The sequence below is a fragment of the Tahibacter soli genome, assembly GCF_025717065.2.
Classification (GTDB): Bacteria; Pseudomonadota; Gammaproteobacteria; order Xanthomonadales; family Rhodanobacteraceae; genus Tahibacter; species Tahibacter soli.
This window is the reverse complement of sequence record NZ_JAOVZO020000001.1, coordinates 342,118-366,925: the sequence shown is the minus strand read 5'-3', so window position 1 is coordinate 366,925 and position 24,808 is coordinate 342,118. Positions and strand designations below refer to the sequence as shown.

Below are 24,808 nucleotides of genomic sequence, written 5' to 3'. Positions count from 1 at the left end.
GGCGTGCCTCACTGAGTCTTCAATTGCGCGGCGGGCGCGATCTGGCACGCGCGCCACGTCGGGTACAGGCCGGCGAGGATCGACGCGACGATCGACAGGCCGATCGTGGCCAGCACCATCGGCCAGTCGAGCCGCGCGACGCTGTCGAAGTAGTCGTACAGCCCGCGCACCGCCATGAGGCCGAGCCAGGTCAGGAGCAGACCGATCAGGCCGCCGCTGATGCCGATCACGCCCGACTCGACGATGTGCTGCATGAACAGTTGCGGCTTCGACGCGCCCAGCGCGCGGCGCAGGCCGATCTCGCCGGTCTTGCGCATGAACTTCGCCAGCAGCAGGCCGATCGTGTTGACGAGGCACACGACGAGGAACGCGAACGAAAGACCGAGCTGGATTTCAACGTCGCGCGAGACGACGCGGTTGTCCTTCATCCACTGGTTCACGTCGGGCAGGCGGTTGTTGACCGGACGCGGGAAGCGGCCGAGCTTCTTCTGTTCCGCCACGTAGTTGTCGAGGAACGAGTGGTATTCGGCCGTGCGCGTCGCGTTCTCGAGCTCCACCCACATCTGCAGCCAGATGCATTCGGATTCGAGATAGCCTTCCCAGCCCTCGGCCGAATTCTTCCAGCAGTTGTTGTTGCCCGCGGCCGGCGTCTTCAGTTCGATCGCGGTGTTGAACGGCACGAAGAATTCTTCCGGATCGCTGAACGAGCCGTTGGTCAGATCGTAGTACTTGATCTTCGGCTTCCATTCCTTGAGCACGCCGACCACGGAATACTCGACGTCGTTGAGGCGCACGCGCTTGCCGACGCTGTTCTGTCCGCCGAACAGCTTTTCGTTCGTCTCGCGCGCCAGCACCACGACGCGCGCGTGTTCCTTGTCCTGCGCGCGGTCCCAGCCGTTGCCGTACTCGAACGGCGTGTCGAACAGCGCGAAGAAGTCGCCCGACGTCGCGCGGCCGAGCGACTGGAACGGCTTGATGTCGCGGTTCTCCGGCTGCACCGGCCACGCCACCTTGTACATCACGGCCTGGCGGTCGGCCTTGCCGGCCTCGATCAGCGCGACGGCGTCGCGGTACGTCACCTGATCCGGCGGCATCGACTGGTCGTCGTCGTCGTACGCGCGGTTCGGATCCCAGCTGTCCATTTGCACGTAGTGCAGTTTGTCGCTCTTCCACGGAATCGGATCGCTGCCCATGACGTGGAATACGGTGAGGCTCGTCATGCTCGCGCCGATGCCGATCGCGATGCCGAGCACCATCAGGAGCGTCAGCACCGGATTGCGCTTCAGGCTGTGAAAGCCCAGTTGCAGGTAATAGGAGAACATCGCTCGTTCCTCAGGCCGTCGTCGCGACCGTGTCGCGGCCGTTCTCGGGCACGCGCAGGCGCGGCTCCTCGTCGAAGTCGGTGACCTGGCCGTCGATCACGTGCACGTTGCGCTGCGCGCGCGCGGCGAGTTCCGGATCGTGCGTGACCATGATGATCGTCGTGCCCTGGCGGTTGATCTCTTCGAGCAGTTCCATCACGCCGCGCGCCATCAGCGAATCGAGGTTGCCGGTCGGTTCGTCGGCGAGCAGCAGGCGCGGCGAGCCGGCCAGCGCGCGCGCGATCGCGACGCGCTGCTGCTGCCCGCCCGACAGTTCCGACGGGAAGTGCTTCATGCGCGAGGCGAGGCCCACGCGCGCGAGGTTTTCTTCGATGCGGCGCTTGCGGTCGGCCGCGCTGAAGCCGCGGTAGCGCAGCGGCACGTCGACGTTGTCGAACAGGTTGAGGTCGGGAATCAGGTTGAAGCCCTGGAAAATGAAGCCGATCTTCTCGTTGCGCAGCCGCGAGCGCGCATCGTCGCCCAGACCCGACACGCTCACGCCGTCGATGAAGAATTCGCCGCCGGAAAATTCTTCGAGCAGGCCCGCGATGTTGAGGAACGTGGTCTTGCCCGAGCCCGAGGGGCCGGTGACGGCGACGAACTCGCCTTCGCGCACGTGGATCGAGAAGTCGCGCAGCGCGTGCGTCTCGATCATGTGGGTGCGGTATACCTTGGAAAGATGATTCATTTTCAACATGGCGGTTTTCCTCGCGGGGAATCGGTTTGCGGCGCGACTTGGATGCGCGTCGGGGTAATTTCGTTGCGTCTTCAGCGCGCGAGCGCCACGCGTTCGGCACCCTTGAACTCGTCGACGCCGGAGATGACGATGCGCTCGCCTTCCTTGACGCCGGTGACGAGTTCGACCGACGACAGGCTCGTCGCGCCGACTTCGATCGCGCGCCGCTCGGCGACGCCGTCGCGCACGACGTAGGCCACGCGCCCGGCGCCCGCGTCGACGAACGGGCCGCGTTCGACCATCAGCACGTTCGGGTGCTCGTCGATCAGGATGCGCGTCGACAGGCGCTGGTTCTGGCGCAGACCAGCAGGCTCCTTGTCGGTGAAGCGCACGCGCGCGGTGACCTGTCCGTTGACGACTTCCGGGCTCACCGCCGACAGCTCGCCGGCGAACGTCTCGCTGCCGTTGACGATCTGCGCGGGCATGCCGATCGCAAGATCGCGCGCGAACGTTTCGGACACCGGCACTTCCACTTCCATCTTCGACAGGTCGATGACGGTCAGCACGCCGGCGTTCGCCGACACGCTCGCCTTTTGCTGCACCAGCAGCTGGCCGACCTGGCCGGCAACCGGCGAGCGCAGGTTCAGCTCGTCGACCTGACGCTTGAGATCGGCAACCATCAGGCGCTGGCGGTCGCGCGCGAGCATCTTGGTCTTCAGTTCGAAATCGAGGCTTTCGCGTTCCAGGCCCGAATCCTTGCGCGCGTGTTCGAGCGTGATGTCGGCCTTCTGCAGCGCGTCCTTCGCGCGCGCCACGTCGAGCTGCGGCAGCGCGCCGAGCTTGTACGCCTTCTCGGTGCGCTCGACTTCGCGCGCGGCGGTCTGGCGGTCGATTTCCGCCTGGTCGATCGCCTTGGTCGTGGCGAGCTTCTGCTTGCGGTGGTCGATGCCGGCGCGCTCGGCGTCGAGCTCGACGCTCTGCAGCGTGGCCATTTCCTGGGCGAGCTTGTTCGTCAGTTCCGGGCTCACGACTTCGGCGACGACCTGGTCCTTCTCAACCTTGTCGCCGGCCTGCACGGTCAAGGTGACGATGCCGCCGGTCGGCGTGTACAGCGTCGGCGCGACTGCGGCGACGACCTTGCCCTGGGCGGAAACGTCGCGCGTCAGGTTGCCGCGCGTCACCGGCGCGATGCGCAGGCGCTCGGCGCTGACCGTCGCGCCGAGCGTGAGCGTGCGTACCATGCCCGGCACGAACCACGCGCCGAGCAGGATCACGCCGCCGGCGATCGCCGCGAGCCGGATCTTGCGCGAAGCGGGCATCGCCGGTGCGGCGACGGCTTTGTCCTGGGCTGAGGTATCGCGAATCATGGTCTGCTCCGTTGTCCGTGCGCCGTCGTTCATGGCGCTGATGCAGACGAGAGAGCAACAGGCGTGCCAACGCATTTAATCTTTTGAAATCAAATAATTGAATGACGTGCGCGATACCGAACGGTGTCCGCGGACAGTGCCCGGACAGGGGTTCGTCGCGAGTGTCCGGGCGTCCGGACAGTCGAATGCCGCGGCACTTGCGACCGTTTCGCGATGAGGCGCATCTATCCGACCGTGGAACGACAATCGACCTTCGCCATCGACGTACCGACGAGCCTGATCGACCGCGCGCAGCGCGGCGACCTGCGCGCGTTCGAACAGATCTACCGCTTGTTCGAGCGGCCGGTCTACACGCTTGCGCTGCGCCTGCTCGGCGACGCCGACGTGGCGCGCGAAATCCTGCACGACGCGATGCTCAAGCTGTTCCAGCGCATCGCGCAGTTCCGCGGCGACTCGCCGTTCTGGGGCTGGCTGCGGCAGATCGCGCTGAACGAGGCGCTGATGCGCCTGCGCAAGGATCGCAAGCTCGAGTTCGACGCGGTGTACGACGACATCGAAGCCGAAGTCGCGGCGCCGTGGGTGCATGCCGACGGCCTGGCGCTCGAACAGGCGCTCGGCAAGCTCTCGCCGGTCACGCGCAGCGTGCTGTGGCTGTATCACGTCGAAGGCTACTCGCACGCGGAAATCGCCGATTCGCTCGGCAAGACGATCAGTTTTTCGAAGTCACAGGTAGCCCGAGGCACGGCCCGCATGCGCGGTTTTCTGCTCGGCGTTACGGAGTCAGCATCATGTCTATTCGCACCGCAAACGACTTGAACGACGACACGCTCGGGGCAGCGCTGCGCGACCTGCCGCTCGCGTCGCCGTCGGCGAGCGCGTGGCCCGATCTCGAACGCGCGCTGCGCGCGGCCGGCGCCGCGCGACAGCCGCTCGTGCGCAAGCGCTACGCGATACCGGCCGCGCTCGCCGCAGCACTCGCGCTGTTCGCCGTGTGGCCCAACCGCGTGCAGACGCCGGGCGGCGCCGAACCCGGCGGCACGACGACGACGACGCTCGCGGCGGCACCCGCGCCGTCGGTCGAGCGTCTGCGCGACGAATCGCAGCGGATCGAAGGCTGGCTGCGCAAGGTCTCCGCGAGCGGCGGGCCGCTCGACGGCCGCGACCTCATGGCGGCGACCGAAGTCGAAGACCTGATCGGCCTCGTCGACCTGCAGCTCGCCGGCGCGAACGACGCGTCGCCGGATGCGGCGGCGCTGTGGCGCCAGCGCGTGGATCTCCTGCGCGATCTCGCCGCCATTCGAACGAACAACGCTTACAGCCTGGCTGGCAACGGCGTCGCCGCGAACGGAACCGCGGCCGCGCCCGGCACCTGGATCAATTGACGAGGCAACGATGAAACGTACCGTACTTTTTCTGGCATTGACGCTCGCCGCGGCGGGCGCGAGCGCCGCCGACGCACCGAAGGCCGAGGCGGCGCCGAAGGCCACCGCCGCAACGTCGGCATCGGCGTCCGCATCGGCATCCGCGGCGGCTTCGGCCGCGCCGGCAGCGAGCGCGCAGGCGGCGGCCGAAGCGAACGCCGCCGCGCGCGCGCAACTCGAGGAGATGCGCGGACAGGTTCGCGAACTCACGCGCAAGATGGGCGAGCTGTCGACCAGGCTCGGCGACGAGAACCCGCGCGCCTACGCGTGGCGCTACATCGGCGACAAGGACCGCGCGATCGTCGGCGTGATCACGCAGAACGACCCGAGAGGCGTCAAGATCGTCGGCGTCACGCCGGGCGGTCCCGCCGAGAAGGCCGGCATGCGCCACGGCGACATCGTCGTCAGCGTCGACGGCCGCAAGGTCGACGGCAAGTCGCCGGACGTCACCCAGAACGCGTTCGGCGACCTCAAGGTCGACCAGAACCTGAAGCTCGTGGTGCTGCGCGACGGCAAGAACGTCGACGTGAACCTCAAAGCCGTGCGGCGCGAGGCATGGAACTGGCCGCGCGCGATCCGCGTCGCGGTCGATCACGACGGCGGCGTGGACGTCGGCGACGACATCGATATCGACATCGGCATCGACGCCGAGAAGATCCGCGCCGACGTCGATCGCGCGGTGCGCGAAGCCGGCACGCTCGACCGGACGCAGATCGAGCGCATCCGCCAGCAGGCGCAGCGTGCGGCGCAGATCAGCCAGCGCGACGTGCGGCGCATCGAACGCGACGCGCGGCGCAGCGCGGAACGCGCCGTGCGCGACCTGCGGTTTCGCATGCCGTGGTGGGGTCTGAACCTCGTCGCGCTGAACGACGATCTGTCGGGCTACTTCGGCACGAAGGAAGGCGTACTCGTGCTGTCGGCCGACGACGACGCCGCGCCGTCGTTGAAAAGCGGCGACGTATTGCAATCGATCGGCGGCGACAAGGTCGACAGCCCCGAAGACGCGATGCGCCTGTTGCGCGACGCGCCGGCCGGCACCGACCTGAAACTGTCGGTACTGCGCCGCGGCAAGACGCTGTCGCTCTCCATGAAGGCGCCCGAGTTCAAATCGCTGTTCCCGCTGCCGCCCGAGCCGCCCGAACCGCCGGCGCCGCCCGCCGCACCGGCACCGCCGGCACCGCCCGCTCCGCCGACGCCGATGGCTGCGATGCCGGTACCGCCCGTCGCCGCGCCGCCGGCCCCGCCCGCGCCGCCGAGACCGCCCGCACCGCCGCGCGGCCACGACGACTGAATCGATCCGGCGCCGCGAGAGCGGCGCCGCTATCGCTCCTGCCGCGCCTCGCGCCAGAGCAGCGCGACGAATCCGACCATGCCGGCCACGGCGCAGCCGGCGTGCAGCGCGTCGAGCGGCACGGCGCCGAACAACGGATTGCTTTGGCTGAACGGCGAGAACGGCGCGATGTCTCCGTGCATGAGGCTGTCGAGCACGACGTGCGAGTACGCGCCGGCGAACGCGCCGATCGCGATCGGCACGGCGTCGAGATCGCGCCACCCGAACGGGTTCGGCAACCGCCATCGCCGCCCGAGCCGGCAGGCGCCCCACAACAGCAGCGTCGCGGCACCGGCCGCGAGCGTCGCGCCGATATACGTGTGGAAGAACGCGTGCACCGGATGGCGCGACCGGACGAGATTGATCAGCGACTCGACGTCGATCAGCACGTTCGTGCCGCAGAACGCGATGAAGCTCACGTGCCGCGGCGCCAGCGCCTGCAGCGCCGCGCCGGGTCCGAAGTGGAACGGCGTGAACGGCATGGCGGCGATCACTCCGCGCGCCGCAGCTCCACGGTCATCCACGCGCGCCACGGCGCGTTCAGTCGCTCGCGCATCTCCCACACGCCCGCGAACACCCGCCCCTCCTCGCCGAACCCGCCGCGAAAGCGCACGTTGTTGCCGGTGAACGTCCACTGGTCGCCGTCGACCGCCGCGGTCATCGTATTGGCGTTGCCCTGGCTGTCGTACGACTGCATCGTGTAGAGCTTGCGGCTCGCGTCCCAGCCGACGATCTCGATGCCGTCGACCGCGCCGTCCGGCATCTGCGCCGAGTAGCGATGCACGAGGTAGTGGCCGCCCGGCAGCCATTCGTAGTTGTCGGTCGCATGAAACGGCGCGCCGCGTCCCGACGGCCCCAGCAGTTTCACTTCGCCGCGCGTGTTCCAGGCCCCCACGAAGGCGGCGAGCGGCTGGTGCGCGGCCGTGGCGGCGGCGATGTCGGTCATGAGTGTCCTCTCCTGCGTCGAGCGGTAAGACCTTGCGGGCGCCAAGCCTAGTGCGATCGGAACGTCATCGCCAAACGTCCGTTGCGATTTGCGATCAAGGCGTTACGCTCGGGTTATGAGCGCCTTAAATTCGACCGATAACGCCGTCCGCCTGCAGGGCGACGGCTTCGTGCTGCGCCGCTGGCGCGCCGACGACCTCGACGATCTCGTGGCCAACGCGAACGATCCGGCCGTTGCGCGCGCGACGAGCGACCGCTTCCCGCATCCGTATACGCGCGACGACGGCATCGCGTTTCTCGAAGGCCGCGTCGTCGACTTTTCGCATCCGGTGTTCGCGATCGAAATCGACGGCGCCGCGTGCGGCGGCATCGGCGCTCGCCCGGGCGCGCTCGAACGCGCGCAGTCGGCCGAGATCGGCTACTGGCTCGCGCAAAAGCACTGGGGCCGCGGCGTGATGACGCGCGCGGTCGGGCTGTTCGCGCCGTGGGTGATGGACTCGCTCGCGCTGTACCGATTGTTCGCCACGGTGCTCGAAACGAATCCCGCGTCGGCGCGCGTGCTCGCCAAATGCGGCTTCGACGAGGAGGGCGTGGCGCGCTGCGCCGTGGTCAAGCACGGGCGCGTGCTCGACGTGCGCGTGCTGGCGAAGGTGCGTCGGTCGCTTTAGCTAGCTAATCGACGACGCGCGCGTCGAGCGCCGTACAGATTTCCGACGCGAGCCGCGCGCCCGGCGACGAAACGTCGCGCACCGGCATCGCCAGCAGCCACTCGTCGCCGTTGTCGCACGCGTGCGCGTGGCGGAAGCGCACGAGCGAGGCGTGCCAGCGCGGGCCGAGCCGCGACCACGCCGCTTCGCGCAGACCCTGGTGGCCGCCGCGATGATCGTCGCATGCGGTGCACGGCACGCCGGCCAGCACGTGTTCCCAGACGAGATAGTCGCTGTCGGGCAAGAGGCACAGCCGCGCGCGCTCGCAGCCGTCGGCGCTGTACAGGCGCAGCGCTTCGCACACGCCGTCGGGGCCGATGCGGTTCAGGCCGCGCCAGCCCGCGATGGTGTCGAAGCTCGGCGCGTTGCCGGACGGCGCGCGCCACAGCCACAGCACCGGGCCGAGTCCGACCCAGCGCCGCGCGAGGTCGCGCAGCGCGACTTGCGCCGGCAGGCGCAACGCCTGGAACGCGGGCGGCGCCGCCGGCTCGTCGGCGACCGCCGAGATGCCGCCGCGGCCGGGCGAACGCAATCCGCGCTCGGCGCGTGCAAAAAGGGGCAATTTGGGCATGCGCTACTCCTCGGCCGAAAGGCCGGCGGCTTTCGCGGGGCGTGACTGCGGTGCGTTTGAACCCCGATCGGAACGCGCTGCGTTGCGCTTCGAGGGCGGTGCGATGAAACCGTCGTCAGCGTGCGGACGAAGGTTCCGAGACTGGCTGGCAAGTGGCCGGGATGGCGGTCGGCCGGGCTGGCTGCTCTGACGTGAACGTTCGCACGAACGCGCGCACCGCCCGCCGTGCCGCGGGAGGGACGCGCGTTCGCGCTTACTTGGTGAGGATCAGCTTGTCGTTGCGCGTGCGGCGCAGACGGTATTCCTGACCCATGTGCTCGATGACCAGCTCTTTGGACTCGCGCAGCAGCAGACGGCTGTCGACGCGGCGCGGCGCGACGGCCGGCGCGGCCGGGCGCGAAACGGCAGTCTGCGCGGTGCGATTGAGGGTGAGGGTGGACGTGATCGCTTGCATGGCTAGCTCCGGATCCGCGGGGTGCGAGCAAATGATAACGATTCGCATTTAGCTGTCAACGACATTTTTCTGAATGTGCAGACCTGAGAGGTCCGCCGCCGATTCGGCACAGTTCGGTGGAGAAGTGACGTCGAGCAAGACCGGCCGGCGGCTCGCGACGAACCGCCGCTCCCCACCCCGTCCAGGAGCCGCGCATGACGATCAACTACATTCCGAACGACCCGAGCGCCGGCGCCGACGCGCCGCCGTTGCGCAAGCAGGCCAAGCGGGCGAACCGGCCCGCCGCCCGCTCGGGTTTCGACTTTCCCGCCCCGAGCGCCGAAGGCGCGGCCGATCCGGGTACGCCGCAGTTCCTGTTCTGGCAGTCGCGCGAAGCTGCGATCGCGGCGGTCGACGCGTGGGAGGCGGCGTCCGGCGCGCCGCACAAGCTGTGGCAGGCCGATCGCAAGAAGCTGCCGCTGCTGCCCGACGACGGCATCGATCTCAACGCCGCCTACGACCGCGCCAGTTTTGCCTTTTTCCACGAAAGCGTCGGCGGCGCGCTGTTCTTCTCGGGCGCGAGCACCGACGTCGTCGCGCACGAAGTCGGCCACGGCCTGCTCGATTCGCTGCGCCCGGACCTGTGGGACGTCGCGTTTCTCGAAGTCGGCGCGGTGCACGAAGCGGTCGGCGACATCGTCGCGATCCTGACCGCGCTCGAAGACGCGCAAACGCGCAAGAAGCTGCTCGCGGCCTCGCCCGACCTGCGCAAGCGCAACTTCGTCGAAAGCACGGCCGAAGATCTGTCGCGCGCGATCGGCATCGCGGTGCCCGGCCACAACGCCTCCGAACCGCGGCACGCGTTCAACACGTTCAAGTACCAGATTCCGAGCACGCTGCCGATGCACGGCGGCCCGGGCGAACTGCTCAACGAAGTGCACAGCTTCGGCATGGTGTTCACCGGCTGCTTCTGGGATCTCGTGGCCAATCTCTTCAACGCGACGAAGACGAAGAACGACGCGGCGCTGCTGGCCGCCGCGCGCCTCGCCGGCAAGATCACGATCGAGGGCCTCAAGGCCGCCGTGGTCAAGACGCGCTTCATGCAGTCGATCGGCCGCGCGATGGTGCTCGCCGACCAGACGCTGCACGGCGGCGCGAACCACGCGCACATCCGCGACGCGTTCGCCGCGCACGAGATTCTGCTCGGCGCGAACGCGATGCTGGCGCCGTCCGCCGTGCTCGCCGGCGCGGCGCCGACCGGCGCGACATTGAGCGCCGCGACGCGCAAGGACGTGCGCCGGCGGCTCGGCAACGTCGCCGGCGCGACGCTGTCGACGTCGAAGGTCGACCTGTTCGGCACGCCCGCGATCGCGGCCGTGCAGACGCGCGGCGTGTCGCTGGCCTCGCTGCATCCGCAGCTCAAAGGCGTCGTCGCGCTCGCGCAGGAACCGGTGATGGTCGGCGCCTCGGGCCGTCGCGCCGCGGTGATGGGCGCCGTGCCGCATACGAGCGACACCGACGCCGAGGTGCTGGCCTACGTCGAGTCGCTGCTCGCGTACGGGCGCATCGCGATCGACACGCCGAAGAAGCGCGCGGCGGCCCCGTCGCGCAGGCGCGGCGCCGTCGCGGTCGCCAAGCCGTGGGACCACACGACGCACGAAGTGCGCACGGTCGGCGGCAAGAAGGTGCTCAAGCGCAAGCGGTTCCAGTGCGGGTGTTGACCCGCCGGCTCGAATCGCCTTGATCAGATGGCCTTGAAGCGGCGGCGCACGAGCTTGTGCCCGCCGTGTTCGTCGGGTTCGAGCGTATGCGTCGCCTCGCCCGTCGCCGGCGCGCCGGGCGCCGCGACCTGCCCGTGCGCGGCGAGGCTGCGCGCGTAGTTCGCCGCCTCGTCGATCTCCTCCTTCGTCGGCATGTCGATGTGCGCGCGCAGCGCGCCGTTCGGCGCACGGTCGACCGTGGCCGACACCGGCACCGCGACGCGCAGCGGTTGCGAATCCGACGCGCTCGACAGCACCCGCCAGATGCGCGCCGACACCATGCGCCTGCCGTTCGCGTCGGCCGGCGAGATCGACGCCACGTCGATGCCGCGCGCCGTGAGGTGTGCGCGAATCGCGACGAGCGCGTTCGCCTCGGATTCCGGGGCCACGCGCTGCGCGATCAGCGCCGGCGCCTGCGACCAGTCGTCGAACGCATCGGCCCCGGTGCCGCCGAACCGCAGCACCGGCATGCCGAGCGAGCGCGCGGCGGAGACATGTTCGGCGTCCGCGGCCACGCAGAGGCATTCGTCGAACGTCGCGCGAACGCGCAGACGCTTGAGCTCGGCTTCGAACGCCGCACGCGCCGGCATCGCGGCGTCCGACACGATGCACGTGCGCAACGGCTTGCCGCCGGCCGTCTCGAAACTGCCGACCGTGTCGACCAGCCCGTGCAGGTGATGGTGAACCCGCCGGTCTTCGTCGACGGCCGTTCCGGCGAAATCGAACATCACGACGCGGATCATGGCCGGCTCCTGCAGATAGCGCGGCCCCCATCGTAACCCCGCCGCATGAATCATTCCGGAGTCGCTTCGGAATGCGGCCGGAATGGCGCCACCGGGCCGTGCCGGCACAGTGCCGCCGGGCGCCGCCCGTCGCGCCCTCCGCCAATCACGAATCCTGCATTCACGAACTCTGGGGACCGGTCATGAAAGCTCGCTTTCGTCGCGCCCTGCGACTTGCCTTGTGCACACTTGCGTTTGTCACATCCGCCGCTACCGCCGCGCCGGCCTTCCAGATGCCGTTCGCGTGCGGCCAGACCTGGGAAGGCCAGACGCGGACGAACCACAGCCCGCAGAACTCCGTCGACCTCAATCGCGCCGACGACCTCGGCGACACCGTGGTCGCCTCGGCGGCCGGCCGCGTCACCACCGTGACGAATCTCGGCTCGACGAGCTACGGCCGCTACGTCGTCATCGATCACGGCAGCGGGTGGACGACGCTGTACGCGCATCTGAACTCCTGGTCGGTGTCGGTCGGCCAGCAGGTGGCGCAGGGCCAGGCGATCGGTACCGTCGGCAGCACCGGCGGTTCGACCGGCCCGCACCTGCATTTCGAAGAACGCCTGAACGGCTCGGCGCAGCGCATCGTGTGGAACGGCGCGCAGATCCTGTATTTCGGCACGCGCAGCTACACGAGCGCGAACCGCTGCGGCAGCGGCACCGTCACCGGCGTCGTCGACACGAACGGCGCGAACCTCAACGTGCGCGCCGGCCCCGGCACGAGCTACGCGATCGTCGGCTCGCGCGCCGACGGCGCGACCGTGACGATCCAGTGCCAGACCTACGGCGAGACGATCACCGGCACGCGCGGCACGAGCCGCATCTGGAACCGCATCGGCTCGGGCCAGTTCATTCCGGACGCCTACACCTACACCGGTTCGGACGGTCTCGTCGCACCGCTGTGTCCGTAAGCATTGCCGCGCGGCCGCCGCTGCGGCGGCCGCGCCACCGGTGACACAATCGCGACCGAGGTGACGTCATGAACAAGCGCCATTCCACATCCGCCCTCGTCGCCGCCGCGCTCGTCGGCGCCGCGGCCGGCGCCTGGCTTTCGCCGTTGCGCGCACCGCCGTCGCGGCTCTTCGAAACGACCGCGCCGTCGTCGCGCGACGACGCCGGATCGGCAGCCGCCTCGAGCGCCGCCGCGCGCGTGCCGAAACCCGCTTCGCCGATGCGTGTCGCCGAAGCGCAGGCGCTCGCGCAGGGCGCCGAATCGCTGGAAAACCTGCAGAACCGCGCGCGCACCGACCCTGAGTACCTCGCCTCGCTGCTCGCACGGCTGTCGACCGAAACCGAACTCGACGCGCGCGGCGCGCTGCTGGCGATTCTCGCCGGCGCCCCGAACGCGCAACTGCTCGCCTACGCGCGCGCGCAGCTCGACGGCGCCGACGCGCAGGCGCGCCGCAACGGCCTCGATCTCTTGAAGATGTTTCCGATGAACGATGCCGACGCGCGCGACCTCGTCACGCAGCGGCTCGAACGCGAAAGCGATCCGGCGGCGCTCAAGTCGCTGATCGAAGCGCTGACGCCGAGCCTCGTCGCCGAAGAAGACGCCGCACCCGTGATCGCGCGGCTCGCCGATCTCTCGCGCCACGCCGATGCCGACGTGCGCGCGCAGGCGGTGCTGCAATATGCACAATGGGACAATGCCACCAATACCGAAGTCGCGCTGCACCGCGCGCTGAACGATCCCGCGCTCGCCGTACGCCGCGCCGCGATCGCCGGGGCGATCGGCTCGTCGGCGCAGTCGGCGCGCATGAAGCTCGCGCTGATCGACATCGCGACCGACCCTGCCTACGACGACGCCGATCGCGCCTCGGCGCTGTTCGCGCTGCAGCGCTATCCGCTCAACCGCGCCGAACACGCGCTGTACGCGCAGAGCCAGGCCGCGCTGGACGCACGGCACTGACTTACTCCGCAGCTTCGGCGCGCTCTCGCAGCAACACCTGGCGTGCGACGAACCAGCCCATCAGCGCGGCGGCGAGCAGCACGAGCGCCGCGATCAGAAACGCCGCACCGGACGTCGGCATCAGCGGCCTGTCGCCGACCGACAGCGAATAGATCCAGCCGAAGAACAGCGGCGAGACGACGCCCGCGATGCTCGCGACCGCCGAGTTCGCGCCCTGCAGCTGGCCCTGCTCCGAGTCGGACACGCGCCGCGTCATGAGGGACTGCAGCGTCGGCATGGCGAGGCCCCACAACGCGTTCGGCAGCATCGCGAGCACGAACGCGAGGCTCGTCGGCGCGAAGCCCATGCAGGCGAGGCCGACCGCGCCGCCGAACAGGCCGAACACCATCGTCGCACGGTCGCCGTAGCGCTTGGCGACCGGGCCGACGAGCGCGCCCTGCACGAGCATGTCGAGCACGCCGACCAGCGCGAGCAGCGCACCGACTTCCCATGCGGTCCAGCCGTAGCGATACGCCGCGTACAGCACGAACACCGCCGAGAACACGTGGTGCGCGAAGTACAGCAGGAAATTCACGACGGCGAGGCCGACGAGTTCGTGATGCGAGCGCAACAGGCGCATCGCGCCGAACGGATTGGCGCGGCTCCACGCGAACGGCATGCGGCGGTCGGCCGGCAGCGATTCGGGCAGGATCAGCCAGCCGTACAGGAACGCGATGCCGCTCATCGCGCCGGCGACCCAGAACGGCGCGCGCGGCGAAATCTCGCCGAGAAAACCGCCGAGCAGCGGACCGAGCACGAAGCCGCCGCTGAACGCCGCGCCGATCAGGCCGTAGGCGCGTGCGCGGTGCTCGGGCTCGGTGATGTCGGCCATGTACGCGTAAACGGTGGTGAAGCTCGCCGACGTGACGCCGGCGATCAGCCGGCCGAGCGCGAGCCACCACAGGTTCGGCGCGAGCGCCATCAGCACGTAGTCGGCGGCGAGGCCGAGCGCGGAGAGCAGCAGCACGGGACGGCGGCCGTACTGATCCGACAGCGAACCGATGATCGGCGACGCGACGAACTGCATGAGGCCCCACAGCGCGATGAACATGCCGTTGATCACGCCGGCCTGCGCGCTGGAGCCCGCGAACGCCTCGATCAGCGGCGGCAGCACCGGAATGACGATGCCCATCGCGATGATGTCGAGCACCGCGGTGACGAGAATGAACGCGATCGCGGCCTGACGGCCGGCGCCCGAGATCGTGGACATGAGGATGATCCGAAAGAGCGGCGGCGACGCGGAACGCGTCGCGGGAACGCCGCTCGTCGGCGGTGCGACGGGATCGGCGAAGGATGCCGGATTCTTTCGTTCGCGCGGGTTGTGGACAAGTGATGGGTGTCATCACTTGTCCGTGAGTGCGCCTCGATTCAGTCGCCGAAAAACAGTACGTCGACCATCTCGTCAAACGAGCGGTATCGGTTGGCGCCCGGATTCTTCGCGCCGAGAAACCAGGCTTCCCATTCGTCGCCGAAACGCACGGCCGGCACGAGCAGCAGCACGTCGCCGTCGATCGACGTGCTGATCTGCAACGCCGTACGCAAGTGCCGCGGTCGCATGTAGATGCAATCCTGGGCAGGGCCGTAGACCTCATACTGCGCGTCGCTCGCCTCGTTCCATCGCTGCCACGACTCGACTGCATCATGATCGAGATCGCGATACCACCCGACGTCGCACGCGGGCAACAACGAAACATTCGACGCGACGACGAGTCCGTCGGTCGCGGCCAGGAAGCGGCGGTAGCTCGGCGGCAGCGGCGATCCGAGCCTGCGTTCAAGGTCGGCGAGCGCGGCTTCGTCCAGACCCGGGGCCATGCATTCCCCAAGGTCGGCGCGTTCGACCAGCGAATCGGAAACCGGCTGATGGTGGGTCAGCATCTCGGCGACATCGTGCAGGTCCGATGTTGCTTCGACACGCCGGATCTGCTCGTCGCAGAACCGCGCAAGCAGCGCGGTCCATTCGCCGGTCGAGCGCTCTAGGGTCATTGGTCGTGTCCGTGTCGCCTTGGATCAGCTCAACCCCGTCACCGGCAACGCCGCGCCGTGCACCGCGCGCGCTTCGTCCGACGCGAGAAACGCGATCGCGTTGGCGAGGTCCGCCGGCGCCACCCAGCGCGACGGATCGGCGCCCGGCATCGCCGCGCGGTTTTCCGGCGTGTCGATGATCGTCGGCAGCACGCAGTTGACGTTGACGCCCTGCTCGCGCAGTTCCGCCGACATCGCCTCGGTCAGGCGGATCACCGCCGCCTTCGACGCCGTGTACGCGGCCATCTGCGCGACGCCCTTCTGCGCCGAGAACGCGCCGACGTTGACGATCTTGCCGCCGCCGGCCGCGAGCATGCGCGGCACCACCGCATGCACCATGTTGAGCAGCGTGCGCGCGTTGATGTCGAACAGGAAATCCCAGTTCTTCGCCGAGGTTTCGTGCACCGCCTCGCCCATGCGGAATCCGCCGGCGAGATTGCACAGCACGTCGATGCGTCCGAACTGCGCGATCGCGCCGTCGACCGTCACGGCGACCTGCGCGGCGTCGAGCAGGTCGGTCGGCGCGAAGCGGCGCGCGTCGTTCTCGGCGCCGAACGCTTTTTCCAGATACTCGCGCTTGACGTCCACGAGCACGAGGCGCGCGCCGCGGTCGGCGAACGCCTGCGCGACGGCGCGGCCGAGATTGCCGGCCGCGCCGGTCACCATGACGATGCGATCAGTGAAGTTCATAGTCGGTCCCTCGGGATAAGAGCGCTATGGTAGCGCGCCCGATCGTTCCCCCGCGCGGCGCAAGGCGCTACGCTCGCGCGATGAACGCCATCGCCGCCGCGCCGCACGCCCGCGAACTGCTCGCGCGCCACCTCGTCTGGGACAACCACGCGTGCATGCCGCTGCGCCCGCACGACACGCGCTTCCTGCCGCAGCTCGAACGCCACCGCGCGGCCGGCGCCGACGTCGTGATCGTCAACGTCGGCTTCGGCGACCAGAGCATCGAGGATCACCTGCGCATGCTCGCCGCGCTGCGCGACTGGTTCGCCGGCAACGCCGACCGCTATCGCCTGATCGGCACCGTCGACGACATCGAACGCGCCCGCGCCGAAGGCCTTCTCGCGGTCGGCTTCGACATCGAAGGCGCACGCGCGATCGGCGACCAGCTGAGCCTCGTGCGGCTGTACTACGACCTCGGCGTGCGCTGGATGCTCGTCGCGTACAACCGCAACAATCTCGCCGGCGGCGGCTGCCAGGACGACGACGGCGGCCTCACCGACTACGGCCGTCGCATGCTCGAGGAAATGGCGCGCGTCGGCATGATCGCGTGCTGCTCGCACACGGGCTACCGCACGGCGCGCGAAGCGATCGACGCGTCGCCGACGCCGGTGATCTTCTCGCACTCCAATCCGCGCGCGCTGCGCGACCATCCGCGCAACATCCCGGACGATCTGATCCGCGCCTGCGCCGCGCGCGGCGGCGTCGTCGGCATCAACGGCATCGGCATCTTTCTCGGCGACAACGACGCGTCGTCGGCGACGCTCGCGCGGCACGTCGAGTACGTCGCCGGTCTCGTCGGCGTCGAGCACGTCGGCCTCGGCCTCGACTACACGTTCGACAGCGCGGAAGTCGACGAATACATCGCCGCGCATCCCGTGACGTTTCCGCCGCATCTGGGCTACGGCGCCGGCATCCGCATGGTCGAACCCGAGCAGCTGCCGGAGCTGACCGAAACGCTGCTCGCGCGCGGATGGCCGGAAAACGACGTCGCCGCCGTGCTCGGCGGCAACTGGATGCGCATCGCGCGGCAGGTGTGGCGCTGACGGCCGGCTTGCGGCGTTGTTCCGAGTATTGAAATACACAAACGTACGATGAGCGTCGCCGCAATCGACATACGGCCCCGTACGAACGCGCGCCGGCAGCCGTGATATTTCAATGATAATTTGTCGCTTCAAATAGTTTTCTAATTTTTATCTTTCGCAACATCGCGGCTTGAAACCGGCACGGCGCACGCGTTGAACTGGCGCTCCCCAACCCAAGGAGCGCTCACATGAAACGCCTGTCGCTGCTGTTGTCGCTGATGCTCGCCGCGGGCTCGGCCGGCGCGCAGACGCCGCCGCGCGAATACGTCGAAGCCGGCAGCTGGGTGCGCACCGACGCCGACGTCGAAGCGTGGTACACGCTGCTCGCCAACCTGCGCCGCAACTTCGACGACATCTGCGCCGACACGTTCTGCGAAGGCGAATGGAGCAATATCGAAGCGCTGCGCATGCGCTGTTCGGTCGAGCGCGCGACCGGCGCGATCGGCCGCTGCGTATGGGTGTTCGCCGCAAGCAACGAGGAAGTCGACGCGCCGACCGGCCGCATCCTCGTCGACACGCGCACGTGGCGCTGCCGCGTCCCGATCGTGCGCGGCACGACGCTGCACGAACTCCTCGCCGCGCTGGCCGGCGACCGGCCGTTGTACGCGCCGCTGCCGCGAAGCGACATGCCGATCTACGAAGGGCTGATCGGTTGCCTGTAAGCCGCCGCACCGGCCGCCGCGCCGCTTGCGCGCGCGGCGCGCGACGGCTACGTTGCCGCTCTTTGCGGCGAGGCGCGCGGTGCTCGACTGGCTCAGAATCGGCGATTTTCTCGACGCGGCGACACTGGAACATTGGCGCCGCGTCGTGCGCGATGCCGAAGGCGGCGCCGCGACGATAATGTCGGCGCAGCCCGGCGGTCGCGTCGCGCCGCAGATGCGCCGCTCGACGCGCCTGACGCCCGGCGCTGGCATCGAACAAGCCGTATTGGCGCGAATCGAAGCCCGGCGCGGCGACATCGAAACGTGGCACGGCGCGGCGCTGGGCGCGTGCGAGCCGCCGCAGTTCCTGCGCTACGACCCCGGCGACTATTTCGTGGCGCACCAGGACGGCAACACGCCGCTCGTCCATGACGCCTCGCGGCATCGGCGCGTCTCGTTCGTGATCGCGCTGAGCGATCCCGCCGACTATGCCGGCGGCGCGCTCGTGCTGCACGGCGGGCGCGACGAGCCGAACCGTCGCGAGATGCTGACACCCTCCGCCGGCACGCTCGTGGCGTTTCGGGCCGAGACGACGCACGAGGTCGCGATCGTCACGCACGGCAAACGCTATACCATCGCGTCCTGGCTGCTCGCGCCCGGCGTGTAGCCGCGAAGCCGAGGAACACCATGCAAACCCGCGCCGTCGTACTGCTCGCCGTCGTTGCCGCCGCCGCCGCGGGCGCCTGGTATGTCACGCAGCAGCGCGCGCCGGCGCCCGAACGCGCCGCGCCGCCGCCTGCGGTTGCGGCGACGCCGCCACACGCAACGCAAACGCCGACCGTCGCACGCGCGCCGCTGCCGCCCGCCGATGCGCCGCACGCGTCGACCGACACGGCGCTGCGCGAACGCGCGAGCGGCGGCGACGGCGCCGCGGCATGGCGCTGGTATCGCGAACAGGCCGACTGCCGGCGCTGGCGCGAGTGGTCGGCGGCGCCGGAAGGATTCGCACGCAAGCTGATCGACGCCGCCGCCGCGGGCGGCAGCCAGCCGCCGTTCTTCGCGATGCCGCCGGACGAACTCGAAGCGTTTCGCAATCCGGCCAACAGTGCCGAAATCGCCGCGGCGAACGCGCAGAACCTCATGGAGCGGCTCGAAACTCTGTGCGCCGGCAGCCAGGATCCGACCGACGACGAGGTCTACCGCATCGCGCTCGCCGCCGCGCTGTCGGGGCCGACGCAGGCGAAGTGGCAGTTCATCGACACGCCGCCGGCCGACCTCGCCGCCAACGACGCGCGCCGGCGCGACTGGTCGGCACGCGCGCTCGGCATCGCGCAGGCGCAACTCGCCGAAGGCGACGCCGAAGCCGCGTTCGCGCTCGGCGTGGCCTACGCGAAGGACGACTACGACGAGCGCCGCCGCGGCGCGGTGACGCGCAACGCCTTCAACGCCTCGCTCGCGAACGATCCGAAACGGGCGTACGAACTGCTCTGGCTGTATCTGTCGACGCAGCCCGATCCGGCGCGCCTGGAACGCACGCAGCAACTGCTCGCCGAACTGCGCGACGCGCTGACCGACGACGAGCGCGCCGCGGCGCAGGCCGCCGCCGACAAGCTGCGGCTCGAGTATTTCAGCGGACGCGACAACTGACGCCGCGACGAACGTCGCAACCGGCAAACCTTGTTTCGAGGCCGGCACGCCCCTACACTGCGCCCCGCTCCATTGGGGAGTAGCCGACCGCGCCGCGCGCGCGGGCCCTGCGTCAACACACTTGGTCCGTTGCGACCATGGCGCAGCTGCGACGATCCGTCGCCCGGCAAGACCTTTGGCACGCATGCGACGACCCGGGCAGGGGCGGACGCGTGTGAGCCATTGCGTCCGTTCCGCCCCAGCCCGCCGGAGTTCCCATGCAAGCGTTCCTCGTGTCGACCGGTGCCGTCGCCATCGCCGAAATCGGCGACAAGACACAGCTGCTGTCGCTGATCCTCGCCGCCAAATACCGCCGTCCCTGGCCGATCTGCATCGGCATACTCGTGGCCACGCTCGCCAACCACGCGCTGGCCGGCGCCGCCGGCGCGCTGGTATCGGAATGGCTTTCTCCCGAAGTACTGAAGTGGATCGTCGTCGCGAGTTTTCTCGCGGTCGCGGCATGGACGCTGGTGCCGGACAAGGCCGACGACGACGACGCGGCCAGGGGCGCCGGTCACGGCGTGCTCGTCGCGACGATCGTCGCGTTCTTCATCGCCGAAATGGGCGACAAGACGCAGGTCGCGACCGTGGTGCTCGCCGCGCAGTATTCGCCGCTCTGGCAGATCGTCGCCGGCACGACGCTCGGCATGTTGCTGGCGAACGTGCCGGTGGTCTTTCTCGGCGCGAAGTTCGCCGAACGCCTGCCGCTCAGGGCCGCGCGCATCGGCGCGGCGATCCTGTTTCTGGTGCTGGCCGTGTGGATCGCGCTGCGCTGACGCGCGGCGCGCGTTTTCAGGCGACGACATCGGCGTTGACCGTCGCTCGTCGACGACCGATGCTGGGCTCGTGCGAACCCGGACGAGAAACACATGCCGATCCACGAGAAGTCGAAGGGATATCACACGGGCGCCGCGCACTATGTGCGTGGTCGCCCCGGCTATCCGCCCGAGGCGGTCGACTGGCTGTGCGACGTCGTCGGGGTCGGTCCCGGTCGCAAGGTGCTTGAGGTCGGCGCAGGCACCGGCAAGTTCGTGCCGGTGCTCAAGCAATGCGGCGGCACGATCGTCGCCCTAGAACCGATCGACGAGATGCGCGAGCGGCTGATCCGCGACCATCCCGACGTCGAGGCGATGGCCGGAACCGCCGAGGCAATCCCGCTTCCCGACGCGTCGGTGGATGCCGTGGTCTGCGCGCAGGCGTTTCACTGGTTCGCCACACCGGCGGCGCTGTCCGAAATGCATCGGGTGCTGGCGACCGGCGGCGCGCTGGGACTGATCTGGAACGTTCGCGACGAGAGCGTGCCGTGGGTCGCCGAACTGTCGGCGATCACGAATCGGTACGAAGGCGACACGCCACGCTATCGGACCGGCGACTGGCGACGCGTCTTCCCTGCGCCGGGCTTCGCGTTCGTCGGTGAACGCCTCGTGCGCAACAGCCATGTCGGCGCCGCCGAGGACGTCGTGCTCGGACGTACGCTGTCGGTCAGCTTCATCGCGGGACTTCCGGCCGAGCAGCGCGACGTCGTCGCACAAGAAGTGAACGCGCTGATCGCGCGAACGCCGGAGCTCTCGCACGGCGGCGACGTGGCATTCCCGTACGAGACGTGCATGGTTGCGTATCGGAGAGTTTGACGCTGAAGCGTCGGATCGTCGGCATCCCGGCGCAAGGAACACACCAGGCCTACTGGCGGGGGCGACGCGGCACTCGCTTCTTTCCGACACGCATGCCCGACAATCGACCGCTCTGGATCTTCACGTCGCCACAAAGCCATGACCCTTCAAAAGTCGGACGTCGTCATCTTCGACGGTCGGAATCACCTGATCGCAAGTTTCGTCGACGGCGAGCCGTTCGTGCCGACCGACTACGATTTTCGCCCGGTATCGTCGAGTACGGCATGCCGGCGCGGCTATCTGTGCGTGTACGAAGTCCGGGATGATCTCCTCGTGCTCGATGCGTTCCACGTCAACCATCAGGAAGGTCGCGTGCCGGCGTCGCAGCTGAAACGCCCACCGTCGCTGAACGGTGTCGAAGCTCGAGAGTCGACAATGCCCGACGTTGGCAGATGGATGTTCGAGCGCATCGGGCTGCGCCTGCGATACACCGGCCGGGTGCGGATCGGTCGTGAGCCGTATCGAGAATCGCACCCGGAGTTGCGTTTCCCGTCGCCGACGAAATTCGTAAAAGTGCTGGAGCTGACTTTCGAAGATGGCATGCTGACAGCAGTGCAGGATCTGAGCAAAGCGCTCGCGGACAGCGATTCGCACGGCATCTGATCCGTCGACGATCGCGGATCGTACTTCCTTCGTACTGGTCCTTCGAATGAGATTTCCAGCGTCCAGGATTTCGGGATTTCGCGGTCATGCCTGACAACGAACCCGACCTTCCCAGAATCGCCCTTTGCAGCCATCTTCGGCGTTGGCCGCCCGCGCGACCGATTCGTTCAGCGCGCGCATGAACCAGCTGAGACTGCCGAGCCGCGATCGATACTCGGCGATTCGCGCCTCGTTGCCGGTGTTTGCCTCGGTTCGCTGTTGCTGCGTTTCGTCGGTGTCGTGCTTGCGCGGCGATACGGCAAACCAACGGCGCAGGACGGTTTCCACATCCCATTGCTGCGACGCTTCGGGATCGATTCGTACGACCAGATGGACGTGGTTGCTCATCGCGGCATACGCGTAGACCGCGATAGCGAACTGCGCGGCCAGGGCGACGATGCGCTCTTCGATCCAGCGCTTGCGATGCGAGAAGTCGCTGCCTGTCAACGGATCGCGTCCGCTCAGCCAAGCGCGACGAACGCAGCGCGAGACGAAGTGATAGGTGCCGGCGACCTGGGCGTCAACGATGTGCATGCGGGCGATGGTCATGTCGGCAGCGTGACGTCATCCGGGCGATAACGCATCGGGCGATTGCCGCCGAGTTGCCTGGGAAATTTCGGATGTCTGGATGTCCAGGATTTCTAGGATTTCTAGGGCCACTGGCAGATTTCGGGTGTCCAGCTTTCCGGTGGGTGTCCAGCTTTCCAGAATCCTGGACATCCAGAATCCTGGACATCCAGCCTTCTTTTTCCCCGAGCGATCAGCATTTCGCGTGCTAGTCGCAATTCGAACGCCCAACTATTTCGTTGATTTTTTCGTCAATAACATCCGGGACAGGAGTTAGATGATAGTGATCAAAATCAGTGAACGTGTGCATCCAATCCTCCGGCACAAGGGCCTCGGAGTGCAGATACGACCTGCAAAGTGTGCACCACGCCCAAAACCCTCCCTTGCCTTGGTACAAATTCCCGCACAGCTCAATCCGCAGTCGTTTCCCAACAAAATAGTAGTAGCGACGAAGCCCCATCCCCCCACAGATCGGGCAGGGTGCGTGAACGAAATACTCGGAGGAAAAATTCGAGTATGCGCGCCGCCAGTCCTGCAATTTCTCAACGGGCACTCCGGACCAAGTCTTCGCGGCCATCACCCCTCCATTTTTCTGAAATCGAGGAAAATCTGCGGGCAAATCTGGACATCGTCAGGACATCGGCAAATCTGGACATCCAAGATTGGCAAAATCTAGCAGAAAATTGAACTTGCCGAAGCCGTATGGCGGCACGAGCCATCGCGAAGCCTACTTGCACTCGACAGGCCACAAAACCAAACTCTCGCGACAACAAATGCTGGGTCCTGGCTGAATGGGACGAATGGCGTCACAGAAGTGGTCAACAAGTCATGTCGCGAACAGCGGGGAAGCGCTCCTGGCCGTCACACCGAGTTCGACGCAACCCTCAAGCGCCTCGCGAACGCGAGCCCCTGAAGCCAGCGCTGCTTGAGCTCCGCGGCTTTGTCGAGAAACGATTCGACGCGCCCGATGACTCGCCAGTATCGCGACTGCGTTCCCTGCACTTGGCCGAGCCACGCACTCTCTGATAGGCCGAGTCGCCGAACGATCGCCGGCAGCGACCGATCGATGGATCCGGGTTTGTCGTTCCGGATCATGCGTCCGGTTTCGTCGACGAGCTTCAGGTATTCCACGTCGCTCACATTGCATGCAGGCCCGTTGCCGGCGATCGGCAGCAGCGGGCGGTCGGGCGCTTGGGAGCGCTTGACCGCAGCGAAGCGATGGCGGAACGAAACGTTCTTCGCCGCCTCCGGTTTCTCGACGATTCGCGCGCGCAGCGGATTCAGGTCGACATACGTCATCGCGCTCAGCACGGCAGCATCGTCGAGCAACGCCTGACAACGAAACCGGCCTTCCCAGAATCGTCCTTTGCAGCCATCTTCGGCGTTGGCCGCCCGCGCGACCGATTCGTTCAGCGCGCGCATGAACCAGCTGAGACTGCCGAGCCGCGATCGATACTCGGCGATTCGCGCTTCGTTGCCGGTGTTTGCCTCGGTTCGCTGTTGCTGCGTTTCGTCGGTGTCGTGCTTGCGCGGCGATACGGCAAACCAACGGCGCAGGACGGTTTCCACATCCCACTGCTGCGACGCTTCGGGATCGATTCGCACGACCAGATGGACGTGGTTGCTCATCACGGCATACGCGTAAACCGCGATGGCGAATAGCTCGGCCAGAGCGACGATGCGCTCTTCGATCCAGCGCTTGCGGTGCGAGAAGTCGCTGCCCGTCAACGGATCGCGCCCGCACAGCCAAGCGCGACGAACGCAGCGCGAGACCACGTGATAGGTGCCGGCAATCTGGGCGTCAACGATGTGCATGCGGGCGATGGTCATGCCCGTAGCGTGACGGCATCCCGGCGTCAGCGCATCGGGCGATTGTCGCCGAGTTGCCTGGGAAATTTCGGATGTCTGGATGTCCAGGATTTCGCCCGCACAGCCAAGCGCGACGAATGCAGCGCGAGACCACGTGATAGGTGCCGGCAACCTGGGCGTCAACAATGTGCATGCGGGCGATGGTCATGTCCGCAGCGTGACGGCATCTCGGCGTCAGCGCATCGAGCGATTGCCACCGAGTTGCTTGGGAAATTTCGGATGTCTGGATGTCCGGGATGCGCAAAGAAGCCGGGCGACTTCTCGCTAACGTCGCCCGGCTCTTAAGGTTTCAGCTACCGGCAGAATTTTGGGTGTCCAGTTTCCCGCCCGCATTGGCCCTGCGTTCAATTTCATCATTGATCAGTCCCGGTAAGGACGTCAAAATTCTGTGGTCGAAATTTAAAAAAGTACCATTCCACTCCTCAGGGACGAGCGCCTGCGCGTGCCAGCATGACTTACATGAAACACACCACTGCCAAAGCGCCCCCTTTCCCTTATAACGAAAACCACGCACCTCCATGGGCACAACTCGACCAAGGTAATAGTATCGACGGAGTCCAACTTCGCCACAGACCGGGCATGGCTCACCCACGAAATAGCTA

At 67.7% G+C, this 24,808-nt stretch carries 27 protein-coding genes; 14 read left to right on the top strand and 13 right to left on the bottom strand.

The genetic code is table 11. The features are described 5' to 3' along the window. Positions 1-8: 8 nt before the first annotated feature. The 3 genes from OD750_RS01605 to OD750_RS01595 form a co-directional block, all read right to left on the bottom strand. A complete protein-coding gene (locus tag OD750_RS01605) occupies positions 9-1,322 on the bottom strand; it encodes an ABC transporter permease (protein ID WP_263543743.1) in 1,314 nt (437 codons plus the stop codon). Positions 1,323-1,332: 10 nt separating this feature from the next. Next, the gene (locus OD750_RS01600; RefSeq protein WP_263543744.1) at positions 1,333-2,058 is read right to left on the bottom strand and encodes an ABC transporter ATP-binding protein; all 726 of its coding nucleotides are present in this window, start codon (positions 2,056-2,058) and stop codon (positions 1,333-1,335) included. 71 nt (positions 2,059-2,129) lie between these two features. Next, positions 2,130-3,404 carry an efflux RND transporter periplasmic adaptor subunit gene (locus OD750_RS01595; protein ID WP_263543745.1) on the bottom strand — a complete coding sequence of 425 codons (1,275 nt, stop codon included), beginning with the start codon at positions 3,402-3,404 and terminating at the stop codon, positions 2,130-2,132. A 213-nt stretch (positions 3,405-3,617) separates the two neighbouring features. Here OD750_RS01595 and OD750_RS01590 point away from each other — a divergent pair, with 213 nt between their 5' ends. Genes OD750_RS01590 through OD750_RS01580 form a run of 3 tightly spaced genes read left to right on the top strand, consistent with a single transcriptional unit; the run spans position 3,618 to position 6,116 of the window. Beyond that, positions 3,618-4,220: an RNA polymerase sigma factor gene (locus tag OD750_RS01590; RefSeq protein ID WP_263543746.1), complete on the top strand. Its 603-nt coding sequence runs from the start codon at positions 3,618-3,620 to the stop codon at positions 4,218-4,220. Then, entirely contained in the window at positions 4,193-4,786 is a 594-nt protein-coding gene (locus OD750_RS01585) for a hypothetical protein (RefSeq protein WP_263543747.1), read from the top strand. Before OD750_RS01590 ends, OD750_RS01585 begins: the two co-directional genes overlap by 28 nt. 10 nt (positions 4,787-4,796) lie before the next feature. Further along, on the top strand, positions 4,797-6,116 hold the full coding sequence (locus tag OD750_RS01580; protein ID WP_263543748.1) for a PDZ domain-containing protein: 1,320 nt from the start codon (positions 4,797-4,799) through the stop codon (positions 6,114-6,116). Positions 6,117-6,145: 29 nt separating this feature from the next. On the opposite strand, the gene OD750_RS01575 is transcribed toward OD750_RS01580, so the two are convergent. Together OD750_RS01575 and OD750_RS01570 are read right to left on the bottom strand one after the other, a co-directional pair. Then, positions 6,146-6,637 carry a DUF4184 family protein gene (locus tag OD750_RS01575; RefSeq protein ID WP_263543749.1) on the bottom strand — a complete coding sequence of 164 codons (492 nt, stop codon included), beginning with the start codon at positions 6,635-6,637 and terminating at the stop codon, positions 6,146-6,148. A gap of 8 nt (positions 6,638-6,645) precedes the next feature. Beyond that, positions 6,646-7,101 (bottom strand): DUF1579 domain-containing protein, encoded by a 456-nt coding sequence (locus OD750_RS01570; RefSeq protein WP_263543750.1) that lies wholly within the window; start codon positions 7,099-7,101, stop codon positions 6,646-6,648. A gap of 115 nt (positions 7,102-7,216) precedes the next feature. Here OD750_RS01570 and OD750_RS01565 point away from each other — a divergent pair, with 115 nt between their 5' ends. Then, entirely contained in the window at positions 7,217-7,768 is a 552-nt protein-coding gene (locus OD750_RS01565; RefSeq protein WP_263543751.1) for a GNAT family N-acetyltransferase, read from the top strand. A 4-nt stretch (positions 7,769-7,772) separates the two neighbouring features. Here the strand turns inward: OD750_RS01565 and OD750_RS01560 are convergent, their stop codons facing one another. Both OD750_RS01560 and hemP read right to left on the bottom strand, forming a co-directional pair. Then, positions 7,773-8,378 (bottom strand): hypothetical protein, encoded by a 606-nt coding sequence (locus tag OD750_RS01560; RefSeq protein WP_263543752.1) that lies wholly within the window; start codon positions 8,376-8,378, stop codon positions 7,773-7,775. A 253-nt stretch (positions 8,379-8,631) separates the two neighbouring features. Continuing rightward, complete coding sequence (gene hemP / locus OD750_RS01555; RefSeq protein ID WP_263543753.1) at positions 8,632-8,832, bottom strand: hemin uptake protein HemP; 201 nt, start codon at positions 8,830-8,832, stop codon at positions 8,632-8,634. A 194-nt stretch (positions 8,833-9,026) separates the two neighbouring features. Here hemP and OD750_RS01550 point away from each other — a divergent pair, with 194 nt between their 5' ends. Then, on the top strand, positions 9,027-10,532 hold the full coding sequence (locus tag OD750_RS01550; RefSeq protein WP_263543754.1) for a M36 family metallopeptidase: 1,506 nt from the start codon (positions 9,027-9,029) through the stop codon (positions 10,530-10,532). Positions 10,533-10,555: 23 nt separating this feature from the next. On the opposite strand, the gene OD750_RS01545 is transcribed toward OD750_RS01550, so the two are convergent. Beyond that, positions 10,556-11,314, bottom strand: coding sequence for a hypothetical protein (locus OD750_RS01545; protein WP_263543755.1), 759 nt, complete (start codon positions 11,312-11,314; stop codon positions 10,556-10,558). Between the two features lie 272 nt (positions 11,315-11,586). Between OD750_RS01545 and OD750_RS01540 the strand changes: the two genes are divergently transcribed. Further along, on the top strand, positions 11,587-12,261 hold the full coding sequence (locus tag OD750_RS01540) for a peptidoglycan DD-metalloendopeptidase family protein (protein ID WP_263543756.1): 675 nt from the start codon (positions 11,587-11,589) through the stop codon (positions 12,259-12,261). Between the two features lie 68 nt (positions 12,262-12,329). After that, entirely contained in the window at positions 12,330-13,259 is a 930-nt protein-coding gene (locus tag OD750_RS01535) for a hypothetical protein (RefSeq protein WP_263543757.1), read from the top strand. Position 13,260: 1 nt separating this feature from the next. Here OD750_RS01535 and OD750_RS01530 read toward each other — a convergent pair whose 3' ends face one another. The 3 genes from OD750_RS01530 to OD750_RS01520 form a co-directional block, all read right to left on the bottom strand. After that, complete coding sequence (locus tag OD750_RS01530) at positions 13,261-14,508, bottom strand: TCR/Tet family MFS transporter (RefSeq protein WP_263543758.1); 1,248 nt, start codon at positions 14,506-14,508, stop codon at positions 13,261-13,263. Positions 14,509-14,666: 158 nt separating this feature from the next. Next, positions 14,667-15,281 carry an SMI1/KNR4 family protein gene (locus tag OD750_RS01525; protein ID WP_263543759.1) on the bottom strand — a complete coding sequence of 205 codons (615 nt, stop codon included), beginning with the start codon at positions 15,279-15,281 and terminating at the stop codon, positions 14,667-14,669. A 24-nt stretch (positions 15,282-15,305) separates the two neighbouring features. Further along, a complete protein-coding gene (locus tag OD750_RS01520; protein ID WP_263543760.1) occupies positions 15,306-16,010 on the bottom strand; it encodes an SDR family oxidoreductase in 705 nt (234 codons plus the stop codon). An 80-nt stretch (positions 16,011-16,090) separates the two neighbouring features. On the opposite strand from OD750_RS01520, the gene OD750_RS01515 reads away from it, so the two are divergent. From OD750_RS01515 to OD750_RS01485, 7 genes are all read left to right on the top strand, one after another. Continuing rightward, the gene (locus tag OD750_RS01515) at positions 16,091-17,092 is read left to right on the top strand and encodes a dipeptidase (protein ID WP_263543761.1); all 1,002 of its coding nucleotides are present in this window, start codon (positions 16,091-16,093) and stop codon (positions 17,090-17,092) included. A 227-nt stretch (positions 17,093-17,319) separates the two neighbouring features. Beyond that, positions 17,320-17,793, top strand: a complete 474-nt coding sequence (locus tag OD750_RS01510; RefSeq protein ID WP_263543762.1) for a hypothetical protein — start codon at positions 17,320-17,322, stop codon at positions 17,791-17,793. Between the two features lie 79 nt (positions 17,794-17,872). Continuing rightward, a complete protein-coding gene (locus tag OD750_RS01505) occupies positions 17,873-18,439 on the top strand; it encodes a 2OG-Fe(II) oxygenase (protein ID WP_263543763.1) in 567 nt (188 codons plus the stop codon). 20 nt (positions 18,440-18,459) lie between these two features. Further along, positions 18,460-19,419, top strand: a complete 960-nt coding sequence (locus OD750_RS01500) for a hypothetical protein (protein ID WP_263543764.1) — start codon at positions 18,460-18,462, stop codon at positions 19,417-19,419. A 257-nt stretch (positions 19,420-19,676) separates the two neighbouring features. Beyond that, complete coding sequence (locus OD750_RS01495) at positions 19,677-20,234, top strand: TMEM165/GDT1 family protein (protein ID WP_263543765.1); 558 nt, start codon at positions 19,677-19,679, stop codon at positions 20,232-20,234. A 93-nt stretch (positions 20,235-20,327) separates the two neighbouring features. Further along, positions 20,328-21,089 (top strand): class I SAM-dependent methyltransferase, encoded by a 762-nt coding sequence (locus tag OD750_RS01490; protein WP_263543766.1) that lies wholly within the window; start codon positions 20,328-20,330, stop codon positions 21,087-21,089. Positions 21,090-21,227: 138 nt separating this feature from the next. Further along, entirely contained in the window at positions 21,228-21,731 is a 504-nt protein-coding gene (locus tag OD750_RS01485; protein WP_263543767.1) for a hypothetical protein, read from the top strand. 84 nt (positions 21,732-21,815) lie between these two features. Here OD750_RS01485 and OD750_RS01480 read toward each other — a convergent pair whose 3' ends face one another. After that, complete coding sequence (locus OD750_RS01480) at positions 21,816-22,319, bottom strand: transposase (RefSeq protein WP_263543768.1); 504 nt, start codon at positions 22,317-22,319, stop codon at positions 21,816-21,818. An 879-nt stretch (positions 22,320-23,198) separates the two neighbouring features. Continuing rightward, positions 23,199-24,167, bottom strand: coding sequence for a transposase (locus OD750_RS01475; protein ID WP_263543769.1), 969 nt, complete (start codon positions 24,165-24,167; stop codon positions 23,199-23,201). Positions 24,168-24,808: the final 641 nt, after the last annotated feature.

What these genes read in the sequence shown, in the direction of transcription:
- OD750_RS01585 (WP_263543747.1), top strand. Translation starts at nt 4,193, where the DNA reads ATGTCTATTCGCACCGCAAACGACTTGAACGACGACACGCTCGGGGCA.
- OD750_RS01490 (WP_263543766.1), top strand. Translation starts at nt 20,328, where the DNA reads ATGCCGATCCACGAGAAGTCGAAGGGATATCACACGGGCGCCGCGCAC.
- OD750_RS01600 (WP_263543744.1), bottom strand. Translation starts at nt 2,058, where the DNA reads ATGTTGAAAATGAATCATCTTTCCAAGGTATACCGCACCCACATGATC.
- OD750_RS01520 (WP_263543760.1), bottom strand. Translation starts at nt 16,010, where the DNA reads ATGAACTTCACTGATCGCATCGTCATGGTGACCGGCGCGGCCGGCAAT.
- OD750_RS01545 (WP_263543755.1), bottom strand. Translation starts at nt 11,314, where the DNA reads ATGATCCGCGTCGTGATGTTCGATTTCGCCGGAACGGCCGTCGACGAA.
- OD750_RS01605 (WP_263543743.1), bottom strand. Translation starts at nt 1,322, where the DNA reads ATGTTCTCCTATTACCTGCAACTGGGCTTTCACAGCCTGAAGCGCAAT.
- OD750_RS01535 (WP_263543757.1), top strand. Translation starts at nt 12,330, where the DNA reads ATGAACAAGCGCCATTCCACATCCGCCCTCGTCGCCGCCGCGCTCGTC.
- OD750_RS01570 (WP_263543750.1), bottom strand. Translation starts at nt 7,101, where the DNA reads ATGACCGACATCGCCGCCGCCACGGCCGCGCACCAGCCGCTCGCCGCC.
- OD750_RS01540 (WP_263543756.1), top strand. Translation starts at nt 11,587, where the DNA reads ATGCCGTTCGCGTGCGGCCAGACCTGGGAAGGCCAGACGCGGACGAAC.
- OD750_RS01515 (WP_263543761.1), top strand. Translation starts at nt 16,091, where the DNA reads ATGAACGCCATCGCCGCCGCGCCGCACGCCCGCGAACTGCTCGCGCGC.
- OD750_RS01475 (WP_263543769.1), bottom strand. Translation starts at nt 24,167, where the DNA reads ATGACCATCGCCCGCATGCACATCGTTGACGCCCAGATTGCCGGCACC.
- OD750_RS01510 (WP_263543762.1), top strand. Translation starts at nt 17,320, where the DNA reads ATGAAACGCCTGTCGCTGCTGTTGTCGCTGATGCTCGCCGCGGGCTCG.
- OD750_RS01500 (WP_263543764.1), top strand. Translation starts at nt 18,460, where the DNA reads ATGCAAACCCGCGCCGTCGTACTGCTCGCCGTCGTTGCCGCCGCCGCC.
- OD750_RS01580 (WP_263543748.1), top strand. Translation starts at nt 4,797, where the DNA reads ATGAAACGTACCGTACTTTTTCTGGCATTGACGCTCGCCGCGGCGGGC.
- OD750_RS01595 (WP_263543745.1), bottom strand. Translation starts at nt 3,404, where the DNA reads ATGATTCGCGATACCTCAGCCCAGGACAAAGCCGTCGCCGCACCGGCG.
- OD750_RS01575 (WP_263543749.1), bottom strand. Translation starts at nt 6,637, where the DNA reads ATGCCGTTCACGCCGTTCCACTTCGGACCCGGCGCGGCGCTGCAGGCG.
- OD750_RS01480 (WP_263543768.1), bottom strand. Translation starts at nt 22,319, where the DNA reads ATGACCATCGCCCGCATGCACATCGTTGACGCCCAGGTCGCCGGCACC.
- OD750_RS01495 (WP_263543765.1), top strand. Translation starts at nt 19,677, where the DNA reads ATGCAAGCGTTCCTCGTGTCGACCGGTGCCGTCGCCATCGCCGAAATC.
- OD750_RS01525 (WP_263543759.1), bottom strand. Translation starts at nt 15,281, where the DNA reads ATGACCCTAGAGCGCTCGACCGGCGAATGGACCGCGCTGCTTGCGCGG.
- OD750_RS01560 (WP_263543752.1), bottom strand. Translation starts at nt 8,378, where the DNA reads ATGCCCAAATTGCCCCTTTTTGCACGCGCCGAGCGCGGATTGCGTTCG.
- OD750_RS01485 (WP_263543767.1), top strand. Translation starts at nt 21,228, where the DNA reads ATGACCCTTCAAAAGTCGGACGTCGTCATCTTCGACGGTCGGAATCAC.
- OD750_RS01565 (WP_263543751.1), top strand. Translation starts at nt 7,217, where the DNA reads ATGAGCGCCTTAAATTCGACCGATAACGCCGTCCGCCTGCAGGGCGAC.
- OD750_RS01550 (WP_263543754.1), top strand. Translation starts at nt 9,027, where the DNA reads ATGACGATCAACTACATTCCGAACGACCCGAGCGCCGGCGCCGACGCG.
- OD750_RS01590 (WP_263543746.1), top strand. Translation starts at nt 3,618, where the DNA reads ATGAGGCGCATCTATCCGACCGTGGAACGACAATCGACCTTCGCCATC.
- OD750_RS01530 (WP_263543758.1), bottom strand. Translation starts at nt 14,508, where the DNA reads ATGTCCACGATCTCGGGCGCCGGCCGTCAGGCCGCGATCGCGTTCATT.
- hemP (WP_263543753.1), bottom strand. Translation starts at nt 8,832, where the DNA reads ATGCAAGCGATCACGTCCACCCTCACCCTCAATCGCACCGCGCAGACT.